At 69.4% G+C, this 17,614-nt stretch carries 11 protein-coding genes; 5 read left to right on the top strand and 6 right to left on the bottom strand.

Annotation, left to right across the window (positions count from 1 at the left end):
- A partial coding sequence (locus ACQG3P_RS10170) for a hypothetical protein (RefSeq protein WP_426804964.1) occupies positions 1-501 on the bottom strand: 501 nt, incomplete at its 3' end.
- 23 nt (positions 502-524) lie between these two features.
- Positions 525-2,963 (bottom strand): penicillin-binding protein 1B, encoded by a 2,439-nt coding sequence (mrcB, locus tag ACQG3P_RS10175; RefSeq protein ID WP_426804965.1) that lies wholly within the window; start codon positions 2,961-2,963, stop codon positions 525-527.
- A gap of 95 nt (positions 2,964-3,058) precedes the next feature.
- Between mrcB and ACQG3P_RS10180 the strand changes: the two genes are divergently transcribed.
- A complete protein-coding gene (locus tag ACQG3P_RS10180) occupies positions 3,059-5,158 on the top strand; it encodes a glycosyltransferase (protein ID WP_426804966.1) in 2,100 nt (699 codons plus the stop codon).
- A gap of 9 nt (positions 5,159-5,167) precedes the next feature.
- On the opposite strand, the gene ACQG3P_RS10185 is transcribed toward ACQG3P_RS10180, so the two are convergent.
- The 3 genes from ACQG3P_RS10185 to ACQG3P_RS10195 are packed head-to-tail and all read right to left on the bottom strand — an operon-like array spanning position 5,168 to position 9,796.
- Positions 5,168-6,010 carry an NAD-dependent epimerase/dehydratase family protein gene (locus tag ACQG3P_RS10185; RefSeq protein WP_426804967.1) on the bottom strand — a complete coding sequence of 281 codons (843 nt, stop codon included), beginning with the start codon at positions 6,008-6,010 and terminating at the stop codon, positions 5,168-5,170.
- 43 nt (positions 6,011-6,053) lie between these two features.
- Positions 6,054-7,613 carry a hypothetical protein gene (locus tag ACQG3P_RS10190; RefSeq protein WP_426804968.1) on the bottom strand — a complete coding sequence of 520 codons (1,560 nt, stop codon included), beginning with the start codon at positions 7,611-7,613 and terminating at the stop codon, positions 6,054-6,056.
- Positions 7,614-7,642: 29 nt separating this feature from the next.
- Positions 7,643-9,796: a RelA/SpoT family protein gene (locus ACQG3P_RS10195; RefSeq protein ID WP_184126762.1), complete on the bottom strand. Its 2,154-nt coding sequence runs from the start codon at positions 9,794-9,796 to the stop codon at positions 7,643-7,645.
- 96 nt (positions 9,797-9,892) lie between these two features.
- On the opposite strand from ACQG3P_RS10195, the gene ACQG3P_RS10200 reads away from it, so the two are divergent.
- Positions 9,893-10,417: a hypothetical protein gene (locus tag ACQG3P_RS10200; RefSeq protein WP_217538400.1), complete on the top strand. Its 525-nt coding sequence runs from the start codon at positions 9,893-9,895 to the stop codon at positions 10,415-10,417.
- Positions 10,418-10,457: 40 nt separating this feature from the next.
- Here ACQG3P_RS10200 and hrpA read toward each other — a convergent pair whose 3' ends face one another.
- On the bottom strand, positions 10,458-14,558 hold the full coding sequence (gene hrpA, locus ACQG3P_RS10205; protein WP_426804969.1) for an ATP-dependent RNA helicase HrpA: 4,101 nt from the start codon (positions 14,556-14,558) through the stop codon (positions 10,458-10,460).
- Between the two features lie 89 nt (positions 14,559-14,647).
- On the opposite strand from hrpA, the gene ACQG3P_RS10210 reads away from it, so the two are divergent.
- The 3 genes from ACQG3P_RS10210 to ACQG3P_RS10220 all read left to right on the top strand — a co-directional run bounded on the left by ACQG3P_RS10210 (position 14,648) and on the right by ACQG3P_RS10220 (position 17,568).
- Positions 14,648-15,211 (top strand): Dps family protein, encoded by a 564-nt coding sequence (locus tag ACQG3P_RS10210; RefSeq protein WP_093533764.1) that lies wholly within the window; start codon positions 14,648-14,650, stop codon positions 15,209-15,211.
- Between the two features lie 78 nt (positions 15,212-15,289).
- Positions 15,290-17,092 (top strand): DNA helicase RecQ, encoded by a 1,803-nt coding sequence (gene recQ / locus ACQG3P_RS10215; protein WP_426804970.1) that lies wholly within the window; start codon positions 15,290-15,292, stop codon positions 17,090-17,092.
- Positions 17,093-17,184: 92 nt separating this feature from the next.
- Complete coding sequence (locus ACQG3P_RS10220) at positions 17,185-17,568, top strand: CopL family metal-binding regulatory protein (RefSeq protein WP_426804971.1); 384 nt, start codon at positions 17,185-17,187, stop codon at positions 17,566-17,568.
- Positions 17,569-17,614: the final 46 nt, after the last annotated feature.

The raw sequence follows: 17,614 nt of genomic DNA on the forward strand, positions 1-17,614 counted from the left end.
TCCTTCCAGCTGGGCGTGCGCCGATGCCGCGTTTTCCTTCTCGCCGCGCGCCAGGCGCGCCTGTTCGATGGTCGCCCAGTGGCGGCGGCACAGCGGGCCGGTCTTCGAGCCCAGCTCCACCGCCTTGCGGGCCAGCGTTTCGGCGCGGGCCCAGTCGCCCTGCAGCAGCGCGATCTCCGCGCGTTCCTGCACGATCGACGGATCACCTTCGTTGATCAGCAGCGCCTGGTCCAGCGCTTCGGCCGCACCGGCCAGGTCGTTGGCCTGGCGCTTGGACTTGGCCACCACGCGCAGGTCCTCGATGCCGGCATCGCGCAGCGGCTGCACATCCAGCTCCTTGTCGTCCTTGCCTGCGCTGGCATCCACGGCCGCCATGCGCTGGGCCGGCGTGGTGGTGTCGACTGGCGGCTTCACCGGCGGCGCGGTGGACACGCAGGCGGCCAACGCCAGGCCGAGCGCGAGCACGGAAGCGGTACGGATCACGGTGCGGGAAGTCGTCATGCGGAGCTGCCTTGCGTTGCGCTTCATCGAGCGGGGGGAGTGGCCGCGGGGGCGGCCTGGGCCGGCTCGGCGGCCGGTTCGGGCTTCTTGTCCAGGCCAAACCAGCTGCGCCAGCCACCGCCTTCGCCACCCTCGCCGCCTTCGCCTTCCGGCAATGCGGTGGGGGCCACGCAGGCAGTGTAGGCCGGCGCGTAGCCGACCACGAACGGGAAGCGGCGCGCGCCCGGGCAGGACTCGTCGGTGGCGGCGGTGCCGCCGGCTTCCACCGGCTGCCAGTCCAGGCCCTTGTTGCTGACCTTCAACGGCGCGCTCGGCAGGCGGCTGAAGATGCCCGACCAGACCCGCATGGCGCCGGTGGCGCCGAACAGGCCGGTCTGCTCGTTCTGGTCGTTGCCCATCCAGACCACCGCCAGGTGGTCGCCGGTATAGCCGGCATACCAGCTGTCACGACCATCGTTGGAGGTACCGGTCTTGCCGGCCGCCTGCAGGCGCGACAGGCCATCGGCGTTGAGGCGCGCGGCGGTGCCGCTGGACACCACCTGCTGCAGGCCGATGCTGATCAGGTTGGCGGCGATGGAGTCGCCTTCCTGGGCCGGCGCCGGGGTCTTGTCATAGCGCTTGAGCAGCTTGCCCTGCGGATCGAGCACGCCGCGCACGGCGTGCAGCGGCTGGATCTCGCCACCGGACGCCAGGAACTGGTAAAGCTGCGCCATCGCATAGGGGCTCTGGTCGGTCGCGCCCAGGATCACCGACGGATTGCTCTCGGCCTTCAACCCGGCCAGCACGTGGATCAGCTGGGTGACCCGCTCCGGCCCCACCTGCATGCCCACCCGCACGGTGGCCTGGTTGTAGGAATTGGCCAGCGCATCGACCAGGCGCACGGTGCCGTGGCTGCGGTTGTCCGCATTGCCCGGGGTCCAGCGCTTGCCGCGGCTGAGCTGCACGGTCACCGGCGAATCATCGACGAAGGTGGCCAGCGAATACTTGTCCGGTTGGGCCAGCGCCAGCAGGTACACGAACGGCTTGAGCAGTGAGCCGACCTGCCGCTGCGCTTCGATGGCGCGGTTGAAGCCCGGCTCGGACACATCGCGGCTGCCGACCACGGCCAGCACGTCGCCGTTGTGCACGTCGGTCAGCACCAGGCCGGCCTGCAGTTCGGGGCGGCGCTTGTTTTCCAGCGACTTCAGCGTTTTGGTCACCGCACCTTCGGCATAGGCCTGGGCCGAGGGCGCCATGCCGGTCATCACGCTCAGGCCAGCGCCCTGCAGCACGGCTTCGGGGTAGTCATGGCCCAGCTGGCGGCGCACCAGGTCGACATAGGCCGGGAACCGGTTGGCGGCGATCAGGCCGGGGTTCTTCGGCACGCCCAGCGGCGCCTTCAGCGCACGCTGCAGCTCGGCGTCGTCGATCAGGCCGTTTTCGTGCAGCTTGCCGAGCACGAAGTTGCGCCGGTCCAGCGCGCGCTCGGGGTTGCGGCGCGGGTCGTAGTAGGACGGCCCCTTGACCAGCCCGATCAGCAGCGCGATGTGTTCGGTGTTGAGCGAGGACAGGTCACGACCGAACCAGAATTCGGCGCCGGAGGACATGCCGTGGATCGCCTGGCTGCCGCGCTGGCCCAGGTACACCTGGTTGAGGTAGGCCTCCAGGATGGTGCGCTTGTCGTAGCGCGCCTCCATGATCAGCGCGTACAGCACCTCGTTGAACTTGCGGGTGACGGTCTGTTCCTTGCCGATCCCGAGCAGGCCGCTGCGGGCCAGCTGCTGGGTCAGCGTGGAAGCGCCCTGGCGGCTCTGGCCGCCGGAGCGCACGGTCACCCAGACCGCGCGCGCGATGCCGCTCAGGTCGATGCCATGGTGCCGGTTGAAATCCTTGTCCTCCACCGCCTGCAGGCCGGTGACCAGCAGTTCGGGGGTGTCTTCGAGCCGAACCAGGCGGCGCTCTTCCTGCTTCTGGCCGTACAGGGTGGCGATACGCGCCGGGTCCAGCCGCGCGGCCTTGAGCGCCTTGCGGCTGTCTGCGTCGCGCAGCGAGGCGATCTGGCCACCGGACAGACTCAGCTCGATCCGGCGCGGCGCGACCTTGCCGTCGACGTCGTTGTAGCCGCGGCTGGACACCACGAAGCGGCCGCCGTCCTGGCTGAAGGTGGCCGGCGCCTTGCCGGTGCCGTCATCGCGGTAGGCCGATGCCGCCAGTTCGGTCTTGAGCGTCTGCGTATCCATGGCCACGCCCGGCGCCAGCGCCAGCGGCCGTGCGTAGACACGGGTGGGAATCTGCCAGCGCAGTTCGCCGAAGCGCTGGGTGACCTGGGTGTTCAGGTACACCGTATAGGGAATGAGGAAACCCAGCGCCAGCGCCACGGCGGCCATGCCCCAGGTGATCAGGCGACGGCGCCACAGCGGCCAGCGGCTGTCGGTGTCGTCCTCGAACGCGTCGTTGTCGTCGGAATCGTAGCGTGGGGGCACGGGCATGCAAGAATGTAAAAGTCCGGCGAGTCTAGCGCAGCCACGGTAGCGCGCGTGTCCCCCGGTTTTCCCCGCTTAGCTGGAGTTGTAACGGGATGTCGACATCCTTGGCCGATGCACGCTACTTCCTGAACCGCATGATCGGCCTGTTCCGGCGCAGCGTGGCCAGCCTGCGCACCCGGGGCTGGCGGGCCACCTGGCAGCGTATCCGGGTCCATGCGCAGCCCCTGCCCGAGCTGCAGCGCGCCCCGTTGTACCTGCCAGCGGCCGCCCCGTTCGCGCCGTTCGCGGTGCCGTGCAGCGTTGAGCCACGGGTCAGCATTGTGATCCCGGTGTACAACCATGCCGCCCACACCCTGGCCTGCCTGCGCGCTCTGGCGGCCCACCCGCCGCACGTGGCCTGCGAGATCCTGGTCATCGACGACGGCAGCAGCGACGAGACCCTGCAGTGGATGCCGCAGGTGCAGGGGCTGCGCTACGAAGTCCGGGCGGCCAACGGCGGCTTCATCGAGGCCTGCAACGACGGCGTGGCGCGCTCGCGCGGCGCCTTCGTGGTGCTGCTCAACAACGACACCGTGCCGCAGCCCGGCTGGCTGGATGCGCTGCTGGAGACGTTCGACAAGGTCCCGCAGGCCGGCCTGGTCGGCTCACAGCTGCTGTATCCCGACGGCCGCCTGCAGGAGGCCGGCGGCGTGGTGTTCAGCGACGGCAGTGCATGGAGCTACGGCCGCTTCGAATCGCCTGACGACCCGCGCTATCGCGCGCTGCGCGATGCGGACTACTGTTCCGGCGCCGCGTTGATGCTGCCGCGTGCGCTGTGGGACCAGCTGGGCGGGCTGGATACGCGCTACCGTCCGGCCTATTACGAAGACACCGACCTGGCCTTTGCCGTGCGCGCCGCCGGCCGCCGGGTGCTGGTGCAACCGGCCAGCCGGGTGGTGCATGACGAAGGCACCAGCAACGGCACCGATACCGGCAGCGGGATCAAGGCCTACCAGGTCCGCAACCAGGGCGTGTTCGCGGCCCGGTGGGCGCAGGTGCTGGCCCGGCATCCGGCCCCCGGCAGCGTGCCGTCGCCGGCGTTGCTGCACCGCCACCAACGCCAGGTGCTGATCCTGGACGAACGCGTGCCGCAACCGGATCGCGATTCCGGTTCGCTGCGCCAGTACAACCTGATCCACATGCTGCTGGCCGAAGGCCTGCACGTGGTATTCGTGCCAACCCTGCGCGAACATGCCGGCGCGCCCACCGAAGCACTGCAGGCGCTGGGCGTGGAAGTCTGGTACGCACCGTTCCTGGAGGGCGTCGGCGCGTGGCTGCGCGAGCACGGGTCGCGCTTTGCGGTGGTGATGATGGTGCGCCACCACGTGGCCAGCGAGTGCCTGCCGCTGCTGAAGCGCTACGCACCGGATGCGCGGCGGGTGTTCGATACCGTGGACCTGCATTACCTGCGCGAGCGCCGCGGCGCCGAACTGGCTGGCGATGCCGGGCTGCTGCGCAATGCCGGGCGCACCCGCACACGCGAACTGGCGGTGATGGCCGCCAGCGACGTGACCGTGCTGGTCAGCGAGGCCGAGCGCGTGCAGCTCCAGGCCGACGCCCCGGCGGTTCACGTAGAGCTGATTTCCAACCTGCATGAAGTGGCTGGAGGTGGCGCCAGCTGGGCGGAGCGGCGCGATCTGGTGTTTGTCGGCGGGTTCCGCCATCCGCCGAACGTGGATGCGATGCACTGGTTCATCGGTGAGGTGTTCGCCCGCATCCGCGCGCAGCTGCCGCAGGTGCGTTTCCATTGCATCGGCGCCGACGTTCCGCCCTCGCTGCAGGCCCTGGCCGCCAGCCAGCCCGGGGTGGAAATCCATGGCTTCGTGCCAGTGGTGACGCCCTACATGGAGGAGGTGCGCATCGCGGTGGCGCCGCTGCGCTTCGGCGCCGGGGTGAAAGGCAAGGTCAACCTGAGCATGGCGCACGGGCAACCGGTGGTGGCCACCACCGTCGGCGTGGAAGGCATGCACCTGCGCGATGGCGAGGATGTGCTGGTGGCCGATGATGCCGAGGCCTTCGCTGCCGCCGTGGTGCGGCTGTATCGCGACGAGGCGCTGTGGCAACGGTTGTCCGCTGCTGGCCTGCACAACGTGGCCGACCACTTCTCGCTGGACGCCGCACGCGACACGGTGCGGCGGGTATTCGTCGGCTGACGCCGCAGTTTACCGGCCTGCTTCCCGCCAGGTGGCGGGCGTGGGCTGGAACGCGCGCGGCGTCACGCCCAGGCTTCGGGTCAATGCGCTGTTGTCGGCCACCAGGTCCTGCCCCAACCGCGACACCGGGCCACGCGCGCGCGGCACCGTCGCCGCAAGCAGCCGCAACGCCGCCCCCGGCAGGTACACCGGCAGCGTGAACATGCCCATGCTGGCCCGCACGCGCTGGAACATCTGCTGGTAATCCAAGCGCTCGCCGCCCCCGATCTGCAGCGTCTGGCCCGCAGCGGCATCGCTGCGTAGTGCGGCCATCACCGCCTGGGCGATGTCGTCGGCGTGTACCGGCTGGCGCAGCCCGTGCGCCATCGGGATGGGGAACAACCGGGTGCGACGTGCGCGTGCAACGATCGGGGTCAGGCTGCGGTCGACGCCGGCACCGTAGACCAGGGTCGGGCGCAACACGGTCCACTGCATGCCCAGGCGCTCGGCCTGCGTGGCCAGGTTGTGTTCGCCCCGCTGCAGCAGCGCCACCAGTGCCTGTTCGTCCGCCTGCGCCGATCCCTGCTTGGTGAGCACGCTCATCGAACTGGTGACGATGATCTTCGCTGCCGGCGCGGTGTGCTGGCGGGCCAACCAGTCGCCCCACGCATCCAGCGGCGCGAAACTGACGATCGCCTGCAACGGTTCCTGCGGGAACGGCAGGGCGCGCATGTCCCCCACCTGCCAGTCCACGCCGGGCTGCGGGGCCTGCGCACGGCGGCTCAGCGCCACCACGGGGAGCTGGGCGGCAACCAGCCGCGGCAGCAGGAACCGGCCAATCTGGCTGGTGCCGCCGGAAACAAGAACCGTCATCGTCCATCCACGTCAAAACGTGCGCGCACTATACCCGACCCGGTCAGCGCACCGGTTCGACGTCGCCCAGGCGCTGTTGCAGCGTCTGGTATTCGGCCGCCGTGGGCGGGACACCCCAGCGCGCGGCCTGGCGCAGGGCCTCGCGTGCGAATGCCACGTCGCCGCGGCCCAGGCGCTCGCTGCCGATCGCCAACCAGCGCTGTCCCAGGCGCAGGCCGGCGTCGGCCTGGCTGCCGCTGCGCGACAATGCCTGCCATGCCTCCAGGCAGGCGCCCGCCGCCTGCACCCGGTTCTCACGCAGGCGATCATCGACGCACTGCTGCGTGGCGGGCAGCATCCGCTGCGCGGCCGCACGCACGCGCGCATCCTGCGGTGCCAACGCCTGCGCTTCGCGCAGTGCGTCATAAGCGCTGCTTCCGGGTGGTGAAAGCATGTCGCCACGCGCCTGCGCGTCCTCGAAACGCGCCAACAGGTCGCGCAGTGCCTGTTCGCGGCGTCGATGCGGCGTGGCTGGCGCGGTCAGCGCACGCTCGGCCTGGCGGGCCTGCGCCACCCCCTGGCGTGACGCGGCCAACTGGCGTTCGGACGCACCGAACCCCTGCGCGGCATCCAGCGCCTGCCCGGCAAGGTCGAAGCGGAAATCGGCGGCCTGCCGTGCCGCCGATGCCAGCAGCGCCTCGACCACCTGCTGCCGCCCCTGCTGCGCGGCCGCATCGTCCGGACGCACCGCGAGCACCGCCTGGAACGCGTCACCTGCGGCCTGCCAGCGCTGCCGCCGCAGCAGCTGCTGGCCGTCACGCACGCGCGCCTCCAGCGCAGCGTTCAACGCGGCCTCGCTGGCCGGGAGATCGACATGTCCGGCATCGAAGGCGCGCGCACGCTGCACGCGCGAGGCCGCCACCGCCACATCGCCCTGCGCCGCCGCGTCGCGCGCCTGCTGCAGCAGGTCTGAAAGCGCATCCTCGCGCCCTTCCAGCGCGCGCAGGTGGTTGGGCGCGCGCGCCAGCACCTGCTGGAACAAGGGCAACGCACTGTCATCACTGCCATCCAGGCGCTGCGCCTGCAGCGCGGATTCGGCACGGCCCAGCAACGCACCGATCCCGGCGCCATCCTGCTGGTGCTCGCGCAGGCGACGCGCCACCGCATCGTAGTCGCGCTGCGGCACCTGCAGTTCGCGGGCCAGGGCCAGCGCCCGTTGTGCGGTCGCCAGGTCACCGGCATCCAGCGCCGCACCTGCCTGCCGCAGCGCCGCGCGCGCGGTGCGCGCCAGGCCGGCGCGGGCCTGCGGACGATCGCTGTCCAGCGCCAGCGCCGCCTGGTACCACTCGCGCGCGCCGCTGCCATCGGCGGCGCTCAGGCGGCCCGCGGCCAGCGCACGGTCGCCCCTGTCCAGCAGCTGCTCCACCTGCGGCTCATTCCAGAACCAGTTGGCCAAGGGGCGCCCGAACGCGACCAGCAGTACGAACACCACCACCGCCACCAGCAGCGCCCAGCGCCAGATGCGCCGCGACTGCCAGGCCTGCACCCACCACCAGCGGCCTTCGCGGCGCACGCGGCGCAGGGCGGCATGCGCGGCGTCCTCATGGTCGGGATGGCGGCTCATTCCGTGAGCGTAGCGTGGGTCACGTGAGGTCAGCCCAGACGCCGCGCGTCGCTGACGCCGGGCAAGGCATCCAGCTTCCCCAACAGTGTCGAAAGCTGGCCGTAATCGCTCACTTTCAGCCGCAGGCGCAGGTGCGCACGGCCGCTGTTGCGGACGTTGTCGCTGTGGATGTCCAGCACGTACGCATCCTCCTGCGCGATCAGGTTGGTGATGTCTTTGAGCAGCCAGCGGCGATCCACCGCGTCGACCACCACGTCCACCTCGTAGCCTCCGCCTGCCTGGCCCCATTCGACCGGCAGGATGCGCTGCGGGCTGGCGGCGGACAGCCGCGCCAAAGCGGCACAGTCGGTGCGGTGCACGGTGACCCCGCGGGTACGGGTCAGGTAACCGACGATGGGCTCGCCGGCCACCGGCTGGCAGCAGCGCGCCAGCTGCACCAGGAGGTTGCCCACGCCCTGTACGGTGAACTTGGACTTGCCCAGGCTGTCGCGGCGCGCGGTGGGCCGTGGCAACGCGGGCACCGCCGGCTGCGTGGCGGCACGTTCGGCTTCGAGCAGTGCCCGGCTGACCTGGTGCGGGCCGGTGTCGCCCAGCGCCACCTGGATGTACAGGTCATCGACGCTGTCGGCATGGAACTTCTTCGCCGCCACGGCCAGGTCCGCCTGCGCCAGCCCGAGCCGCTTCAGTTCGCGGTCGAGCAGGTCGCGCCCGGCCTGCACGTTGCGCGCCCGGTCCAGCTTGTGGAACCAGCCGCGCACCTTCTCGCGCGAGCGGTTGCTTGCGAGGTAACCGTTGGAGGCCAGCAGCCAGTCCCGGCGCGGGTCGGCTTCCTTGCCGGTGAGGATTTCCACCCGGTCTCCACTGCGCAGGCGGTAGGTGAGCGGCACGATGCGCCCATTGACCTTCGCACCACGGCAGCGGTGGCCGACCATGGTGTGCACGTGGTACGCGAAATCCAGCGGCGTGGCGCCCTGCGGCAGGTCCATCACCTCGTCCTTCGGACTCAGCGCATAGACCCGGTCCTCGGTCAGCTCGGCGTCCAGCGCGCCTGCCAGCTCCCCGCCATGACCTTCCTGCGACTGCTCCAGTAGCTGGCGCATCCAGGTGATCTTGCGGTCGAACGCCTTTTCCGCGCCCTTGCTGCCTTCCTTGTAGCGCCAGTGTGCGGCCACGCCGAGCTCGGCCTGGGCGTGCATGTCGTGGCTGCGGATCTGCACTTCGATGGTGCGCCCTTCCGGCCCCACCACGGCGGTATGCAGGGAGCGGTAGTCATTGGCCTTGGGCCGGGCGATGTAGTCATCGAACTCGCTCGGCACCGGTGCCCACAGCGAGTGCACCACGCCCAGCGCGGCGTAGCAGGCCGCCACGTCCTTGACCATCACCCGCACCGCACGGATGTCGTAGAGCTGCTCATACGCGAGCCGCTTTTTCTGCATCTTCCGCCAGATGCTGTAGATGTGCTTCGGGCGCCCGCTGACCTCGGCCTCGATGCCCTGCGCCAGCAGCTCGCGCGACAGCACCTTCTTGACCGACTCGACATAGCGTTCGCGCGCCAGCCGTGTTTCGTCCACTTCACGTGCGATGCGGCGGTAGGTCTCCGGCTCCAGGTGCCGGAACGCCAGATCTTCCAGTTCCCACTTCAGCTGCCAGATGCCCAGCCGGTTGGCCAGCGGTGCATGGATGTCGCGGGTCAGCTGGGCCAGCGCGCGGCGCTCTTCCTCGGGCAGCCTGTCGGCAGCGCGCATCCGCGCCAGCTGCCGGGCCAGCAGGATCGGCACCACCCGCAGGTCCTGGATGATCGACAGCAACAGCCGGCGCAGGCCTTCGCTGTTGCGCCCGGCATCGCGCCCGGCGTGCAGCGCCCAGACTTGGTCGGCCGCGTCCAGGCCCTCGAGCAGGCCGACCACGGCCGTTTTGTGGCTGCCCAGCGGAAGTGCGTCCAGCCCGGCACGCAGCCACGGCAGGTCGAACAACAGGGCCGCCAGCAGGGCGCTGTCGTCGGCCGACAGCAGGGCCAGCGCATCCAGGGTATCGGCCAGCACCGGCCAGGGGGCGGACTGGGCGTGGTCGGCATCGTCGGCCTGCCAGCGCTGCAGCAGCGCCTCGCGCACTGCGGGGGACAGCGAGGCCGCCGAGGGTCGGTTCAACAAGCCATCCAGGCCGGGGACAGAAGCGCGGTTCACAGCATCATGCAGACAAGATAGAGAGCCCTACACTAGCGCTGGTATCGTTGCCGGACAATCAGAACCGGTTCCATCGTGCATTCCTGGAGAGCTGCCATGCGTTTTTCCCGTCTTAGAGTGTTGGCCGCTGCGGCCGTCCTGCTGGCCATGGCCGGGCCCGCCCTCGCCCAGCGCGTGGTCGAAGGCGACCTGCAGCAGCAGATGTCCCCGGCCGAATTCAAGGCAGCTGGCCTGGACAAGTTGAGCCCCGCCGAACTGGCCGCCCTCAACGGCTGGCTGCAGGGCAAGGTGGCCGCAGTCACCGCCGACGTGCGTGAGCAGGTGCGCGAAGAAGCACGCGAGGAAGGCCGCCAGGAAGTCATCGTGAAGAACCGCGGCTTCTTCGACTTCGGCAGCAAGGAGCCGATCGTCAGCACGCTGCAGGGCGAGTTCCGTGGCTTCGGCAAGGGCCGCCGTTACGTGCTGGCCAACAATCAGGAATGGGAACAGACCGACGACACCACGCTCTCGGGTGTGCGCCGCACCGATCCGGAAGTGTCGATTGCCCCGGGCGTGATGGGCGCCTGGTACCTGCAGGTCAAGGGCACCAACACCCGCGCCAAGGTCCAGCGAATCAAATGACCCGCATGTCCCGCGCGGTTGCCGCGCGGGACATGCCTGTTCACGCCTGGCGCAGCGCCGCCACCCGCTGGGCCAGTTTCTTGGCCGAAATGCCGGTCCTGGCCCCCAGTTCCTGCGCGAACAGCGATACCCGCAGCTCTTCCAGGTCCCAGCGCAGCGCCTGCCATTGCGTGCGGTCGCGCAGGCCGCGCGCCTGCGCCTCTTCCAGGGCATCCAGGAACGGACGCAGTTCCAGCATCCGCGCCTGGTCACGCGGCGGATCGCGCTTGGCCCGTTCGCTGCGCAGGATCATCGCGCGCAGGTACCGCGGATACTGCGCCAGTGCTTCAGCAGGCGTCTCTCGCAGGAACCCGGGATGGACCAGCGCCGCCAGCTGCTGTTCCAGGTCATCCAGGTTGCCGCGCGCCCAGCCCATCAGCGGTGCTTCCAGCAGCGGCTTGAGCTCGGCCACGTGCGCCAGGATGTTCTCGGCCAGCTTCAGCCGCGCCATCGCCTCGCCGAACAGGTCGCGGCCGGCGGCATCGCGCCGCTTGGCAAAGGCCGCCGGGTCGCGGATCTCGCCCAGGCCGTCGGCCAGCACGGCATTCATCGCCGCATCCACCAGGTCACCGCGCAGGCGTTCCTGCGATTCGATCGAGGCATACAGCAGGCCGGTCTTGGGCGGTACCGGCAGCTGCTTGCGGGCCTGCTTGGCCTTGTCGGCCAGCGCGATATCCATCAGCCGGCGTACGCCACGCGGATGCTGCTCCAACGCTTCGTTGCGGTCGGCGAAAATGCGCAGCGAGGCGGATTCACCGGCATCCACCAGCGCCGGATACGCCGGCACGCCGGCTTCACCGGGTACCTGCAGCGGAATCGGCGCCGCCGGGAAATCACGCAGCCCTTCGGCTGCCAACGCACGGCCAGCGCGTGCGGCGAATGCATCGCCGGCCTGCGCGCCGAAGCGGGCGCGCAGCGCCTCCAGGTCGCGCGAGGCGGCCAGCAACCTGCCCTGCGCATCGTGCAGGCGCAGGTTCATGCGCAGGTGCGGGTCGAGCGCGCTTTCATCGAAATCGATGGCCGCCACCTGCGCCCCCGTCGCGCGCGACAGGAACCGGGCCAGTTCGCCACGCAGATCGTCGGCGCTGGGCGCGGGGAACGCCTCGGCGAAGGCACGCCCGAAGTCCGGCGCCGGCACGTAGCTGCGGCGCATGGCCTTGGGCAGGCTGCGGATCAGCGCGGAAGCCTTGTCGGCCACGAAGCCCGGCGCCAACCACGACAGACGTGCCGGGTCCAACGCGTTGAGCAGGTGCAACGGCACATCCAGGCTGACCCCGTCTTCGTCGCTTCCGGGTTCGAAGCGGTAGTGCAGCGCCAGCCGCGCATCGCCCAGCGGCAGGTACGTCGGGTAGCGCTCGGCATCGCTGCCCTCGCCCGGCAGCAGGTCGGCCAGCGTCCACGCCAGCGCGCGCTTCTTCTCCGGGGCCAGCGCCTTCCACCAGGTATCCAGCCCGGTGGCCGAGTGGATCTCGGCCGGAATCCGGTCCAGGTACCAGCGCGCCTGCCAGCCTTCATCGGCCACGATGCCGGCGCGGCGCAGCTTGGCTTCTTCTTCGCGCGCCTGCTCCAGCACCTTGAGGTTGTCGGCGATGACACTGGCGCGGGTGTTGATCTCGCCGGTGACCAACGCCTGGCGCACGAAAATGTCGTGCGCCTCGCCCGGGGCGATGCGGCCGTAGTGCACCGGCTTCTTCGGTGCCAGCACCAGCCCGAACAGGCTGATCTGCTCCGAGGCCAGCACCTGGCCCTGCGCACGCGACCAGTGCGGATCAAAGTGCTTGCGCAGCAGCAGGTGCGGCAGTTCGGCGATCACCCAGTCCGGTTCAATCGCCGCATTGGTCAGGCCCCATACCTTCTGCGTATCCAGCAGGGTGGCGGCCAGCAGCCACGGCGGCGGCCGCTTGGCCATCACCGAGCCGGGGAATGGCAGGAAGCGGCGCTGGCGCGGGGCCAGGAAATCGCCCTTGTCGCTGCGGTGGCCGATCTGGGTTGGCAGGCCGGCGATCAGTGCACGGTGCAGGGTCTGGTAGGCCGCGGCACGCACGCGCTCGCTGAAGGCATTGCGGGCCTCTACGGCCACTGCGGGGGCGGCCGGCACAACAGTGGTAGCCGGCGGTTCGGTCTTGCCCTCGCGGGCCAGGCGGGCGGCACGATGCTGCTGGCCACGGGTGGCCTTGGCCTTCTCGGCATCATCGCGAACGGGCGCAGGGGCCGACGAACCGGCCAGCAACGGCGCCATCGCACTGTCCAGCGGCTCTTCGCTCCAGCCGAGCTCTTCGCACAGCACACGCAGCTGGCGGTGCAGCTCGCGCCATTCGCGCATGCGCAGGAAGCCGAGGAAATGGCGATCGCACCAGTTACGCAGCTTGGATTGGGTCAGGTCTTCGTGGGCCTGGCGATAGCCTTCCCACAGGCGCAGCACGCCGACGAATTCAGAGCGCCCATCGGCAAACAGCGCGTGTGCGTTGTCAGCGGCGGCACGCGCTTCGGGCGGGCGTTCGCGCGGATCCTGGATGCCCAGGAACGAAGCAATGACCAGCATCGGGCGCAGGCAGCCCTGCGCCTGCGCGGCGACCAGCATGCGGGCCAGCTTCACATCCACCGGCAGGCGCGCCATCTGGCGGCCGATCGGGGTAAGCCGGCGATCGTTGTCGATCGCGCCCAACTCGCCGAGCTGCTGCCAGCCATCAGCAATGGCGCGCTCGTCGGGGGCTTCCAGGAACGGGAAATCCTCGATCCGGCCCAGGCCCAGCTGCAGCATGCGCAGGATCACCCCGGAAAGGCTGGAGCGGCGGATTTCCGGATCGGTGAACTCGGCGCGCGACTGGAAATCCGCTTCGGAGTACAGCCGGTAGCAGATGCCTGCGGAGACGCGACCGCAACGGCCCTTGCGCTGGTTGGCGCTGGCCTGTGAAATCGCCTCGATATGCAGCCGGTCCAGCTTCTGGCGTGGGCTGTAGCGCTTGACCCGGGCCAGGCCCGGATCGATCACGTAGCGGATGCGCGGCACCGTGAGCGAGGTTTCGGCCACGTTGGTGGCCAGCACGATGCGGCGCTTGCTGCCCGGGTTGAACACCGCGTCCTGGTCCTTCACCGACAGCCGCGCGTACAGCGGCAGCACTTCGGTTTCGCGGTATTTACGCCGTTCCAGCGCCTGGTGCGCGTCGCGGATTTCGCGTTCACCCGGGAAGAACAGCAGGATGTCACCGCGCGGGTCGAGCCGGGTGATTTCATCCACTGCCGCCACCACCGCATCGTTGACGGTGCGTTCGCCATCGCGGCCGCCGTCCTCATCGCCACCGCCCTCGCCTTCCAGCGGGCGGTAGCGTACTTCCACCGGGAACGTGCGGCCTTCCACGCTGATCACCGGCGCATCGTCGAAGTGCTGGGCGAAGCGGGAGGTATCAATCGTCGCCGAGGTGACGATCAGCTTGAGGTCCGGGCGCTTGCGCAGCAGCTGCTTGAGGTAGCCGAGCAGGAAATCGATGTTGAGGCTGCGTTCGTGCGCCTCGTCGACGATGATCGTGTCGTACTGCGACAGCCAGCGGTCGCTGCTGATTTCGGCCAGCAGGATGCCGTCGGTCATGAACTTGATGCGGGTATCGTCGCCAACCCGATCGGTGAAGCGCACCTGGTAGCCGACCGTGGTGCCCAGCTCGGAGTGCAGCTCCTGCGCCACGCGGGTGGCCACCGCACGTGCGGCAATCCGTCGCGGCTGGGTGCAGCCGATCATGCCGGCCACGCCGCGCCCGGCGGCCAGGCACAGCTTCGGCAGCTGGGTGGTCTTGCCCGACCCGGTTTCACCCGCGATGACCACGACCTGGTGTTCGCGGATCAGCGCGGTGATGCGCTCGGCTTCACGCGCGATCGGCAGGCTGTCGTCCAGACTGATCGACGGCTGGTTGAGCGCCCGCGCTTGGCGCCGCTGCACCGACGCGTGCAGGGCCTGCTGGAATGCCGCCGCCACGCCGGCATCGGCCGGTTTGGCCCGCCAGCGCGAGAGCATGCCGAGCAGACGACCGCGATCACGGCTCATGGCCCCGTCAATGGCGGCCTGCTGCGAAGACAGGGACGAAGCATCGGGTTGTTTGATAGCAGTCATCAATCGGATCGTTTAGAACTTATGAGTACAACTGAAGGTTAGTCTGACTTATTGTGAAGGCCATCCCATCCAACACGAGGATTTCCCCCATGGCGAAGACCAAGACCCCGGCCAAGCCCAAGGCCACCAAGCCCCAGGGCGCCAAACTGAAGCTGGCAGCAGCGGCGCCCTCGGCCCCGAACATTGATATCGGGATCAAGGAAGCAGATCGCAAGAAGATTGCCGAGGGCCTGTCGGCCTTCCAGGCAGACGCGTTCACGCTCTACCTGAAGACCCACAACTTCCATTGGAACGTGACGGGCTCGATGTTCAACTCGCTGCACCTGATGTTCGAGACCCAGTACACCGAACAGTGGGCGGCCCTGGACGACGTGGCTGAACGCATCCGCGCCCTGGGCTTCAACGCGCCGGGCTCCTACCGCGAGTTCGCCGCCCTGACCTCGATCGCCGAGGAACCGGGCCTGACCGACAGCGCCGACTGGCGTGAGATGGTACGCCAGTTGGTTGCCGCCAACGAGGCCGTGTGCCGGACCGCCCGCAAGGTGCTGGACGTGGCCGACGACGCCGACGACGCCCCGACCGAAGACCTGATGACCCAGCGCCTGCAGACCCACGAGAAGTACGCCTGGATGCTCCGCTCGCTCCTCCAGTAACGCCGGCCCCGTTCCCCCGATGCTCCATCGGGGGAGTTCCGGACGGGGAACGCTCCCCGGAACCGGTAAACTAGCGCGATGTCTTCCCGCCCCGCGCACGAACTGCTGCACCGCATCTTTGGTTACGACGATTTCCGCGGTCCGCAGCAGGCGATCGTCGAGCATGTCGCGGCCGGTAATGACGCGCTTGTGCTGATGCCCACCGGCGGCGGCAAGTCGCTGTGCTACCAGGTGCCTTCCCTGCTGCGCGAGGGCACCGGCATCGTCATCTCGCCGCTGATCGCGCTGATGCAGGACCAGGTCGAAGCCCTGCGCCAGCTGGGCGTGCGCGCCGAATACCTGAATTCGACCCTGGATGGCGAAACCGCCGCCCGGGTCGAGCGCGAGCTGGCCGCCGGCGAGCTGGAACTGCTGTACGTCGCGCCCGAGCGGCTGCTCACCGGCCGTTTCCTGTCCCTGCTGGCGCGCAGCCGAATTGCGCTGTTCGCCATCGACGAAGCCCATTGCGTCTCGCAATGGGGCCACGATTTCCGACCTGAATACCGCCAGCTCACCGTTCTGCACGAGCGCTGGCCGGACGTGCCGCGCATCGCGCTGACCGCCACCGCCGACCCGCCGACCCAGCGCGAGATCGCCGAGCGGCTGGACCTGACCAATGCCCAGCACTTCGTCAGCTCCTTCGACCGCCCCAACATCCGCTACACCGTGGTGCAGAAGGACAACGCCAAGCGCCAGCTGCTGGATTTCCTGCGCGGCCACCGCGATGAAGCGGGCATCGTCTACTGCATGTCGCGGCGCAAGGTCGAGGAAACCGCCGAGTTCCTGTGCAAGGAGGGCATGAACGCCCTGCCCTACCACGCCGGCCTGCCGGCCGAGGTGCGCGCGGCCAACCAGCGCCGCTTCCTGCGCGAAGACGGCATCGTGATGTGCGCCACCATCGCCTTCGGCATGGGCATCGACAAGCCCGACGTGCGCTTCGTGGCGCATACCGACCTGCCCAAGTCGATGGAAGGGTATTACCAGGAAACCGGCCGTGCCGGCCGCGACAGCGAACCGGCCGAAGCCTGGCTCTGCTATGGCCTGGGCGACGTGGTACTGCTCAAGCAGATGATCGAGCAGTCCGAGGCGGGCGAAGAGCGCAAGGCGCTGGAACGCTCCAAGCTCGACCACCTGCTGGGCTACTGCGAATCCATGCAGTGCCGCCGCCAGGTGCTGCTGGCCGGGTTCGGCGAAACCTATCCGCAGCCGTGCGGCAACTGCGACAACTGCCTGCAGCCACCCGATGCCTGGGATGCCAGCGTGGCCGCGCAGAAGGCGCTGAGCTGCGTGTACCGCAGTGGCCAGCGCTTTGGCGTGGGCCACCTGATCGACATCCTGCGCGGCGGCGAGAACGACAAGATCCGCCAGTTCGGCCATACCGAACTGAGCACCTACGGCATCGGCAAGGATCTTGATGCCCGCACCTGGCGCAGCGTGTTCCGCCAGCTGGTGGCCGCCGGCCTGCTGGAAGTGGACAGCGACGCCTACGGCGGCCTGCGCCTGACCGACGGCAGCCGCCAGGTGCTCAAGGGCGAGCGCAAGGTGATGATGCGCCGCGAAAGCCCCAGGACCCGCGAACGCGAGCGCGGCGGCCAGCGCACCGGCCTGTCGGTGCTGCCACAGGACCTGGCCCTGTTCAACGCCCTGCGCGGCCTGCGTGCCGAGCTGGCGCGCGAGCAGAACGTGCCGGCCTTCGTGATCTTCCACGACAGCACCCTGCGCAACATCGCCGAACAGCGCCCCACCAGCATCGACGCGCTGGGCCGCGTAGGCGGCATCGGTGGCACCAAGCTGTCCCGCTACGGCGAGCGGCTGGTCGAGATCGTCCGCGAAGAAGGCTGATGCGCGCGCGCCCCGCCAGACCCACGTCCAACGTTGAACCTGCCGTTCAGGCACAGGTGCGTGGTGCGCGCTTTGGCGCTAAGGTGGCGCCCATGTCCGCCAGTGGCCTGCTCCTGCGAGTGGTATTGATGCTCAGCCTGTTGCTCAACGGGCTGAACGCGGCCATGGCCGGCCCCATGGTGCTGGCGATGGCCACGCCCGCCGCTGCCGAAGACGCACCCGCGCCGCCCTGCCATGGCCAGGAGCATGCCGCCATGCACGGTGCCCCGGCCGAACCGCCGGCCCAGGCACCGGACGACGGCGAGCACTGCAGGATCAAGGACTGCCTGCGCAACTGCGCCCAGCAGCCCAGCCTGACCGTGCAGATCGCCTGGATTCCGGTACCCCCGCCGCCGTCGCAGGTGCTGCTGCAGGTTGCCCACCCGTCCCTGCCCAGCCCGCCGCTGGACCGCATCACCCGCCCTCCCATCGCCTGAGCGCGCGTTCGCTACGAACGCCTGCGTAACGCGATGCCGTGCTGAC

Source organism: Stenotrophomonas sp. SrG, from assembly GCF_050031795.1.
In the GTDB taxonomy this organism is placed as follows: domain Bacteria; phylum Pseudomonadota; class Gammaproteobacteria; order Xanthomonadales; family Xanthomonadaceae; genus Stenotrophomonas; species Stenotrophomonas rhizophila_A.

Coding starts and splice junctions, on each gene's coding strand:
- ACQG3P_RS10180 (WP_426804966.1), top strand. CDS start 3,059: ATGTCGACATCCTTGGCCGATGCACGCTACTTCCTGAACCGCATGATC.
- ACQG3P_RS10185 (WP_426804967.1), bottom strand. CDS start 6,010: ATGACGGTTCTTGTTTCCGGCGGCACCAGCCAGATTGGCCGGTTCCTG.
- ACQG3P_RS10190 (WP_426804968.1), bottom strand. CDS start 7,613: ATGAGCCGCCATCCCGACCATGAGGACGCCGCGCATGCCGCCCTGCGC.
- ACQG3P_RS10200 (WP_217538400.1), top strand. CDS start 9,893: ATGCGTTTTTCCCGTCTTAGAGTGTTGGCCGCTGCGGCCGTCCTGCTG.
- hrpA (WP_426804969.1), bottom strand. CDS start 14,558: ATGACTGCTATCAAACAACCCGATGCTTCGTCCCTGTCTTCGCAGCAG.
- ACQG3P_RS10210 (WP_093533764.1), top strand. CDS start 14,648: ATGGCGAAGACCAAGACCCCGGCCAAGCCCAAGGCCACCAAGCCCCAG.
- recQ (WP_426804970.1), top strand. CDS start 15,290: ATGTCTTCCCGCCCCGCGCACGAACTGCTGCACCGCATCTTTGGTTAC.
- ACQG3P_RS10220 (WP_426804971.1), top strand. CDS start 17,185: ATGTCCGCCAGTGGCCTGCTCCTGCGAGTGGTATTGATGCTCAGCCTG.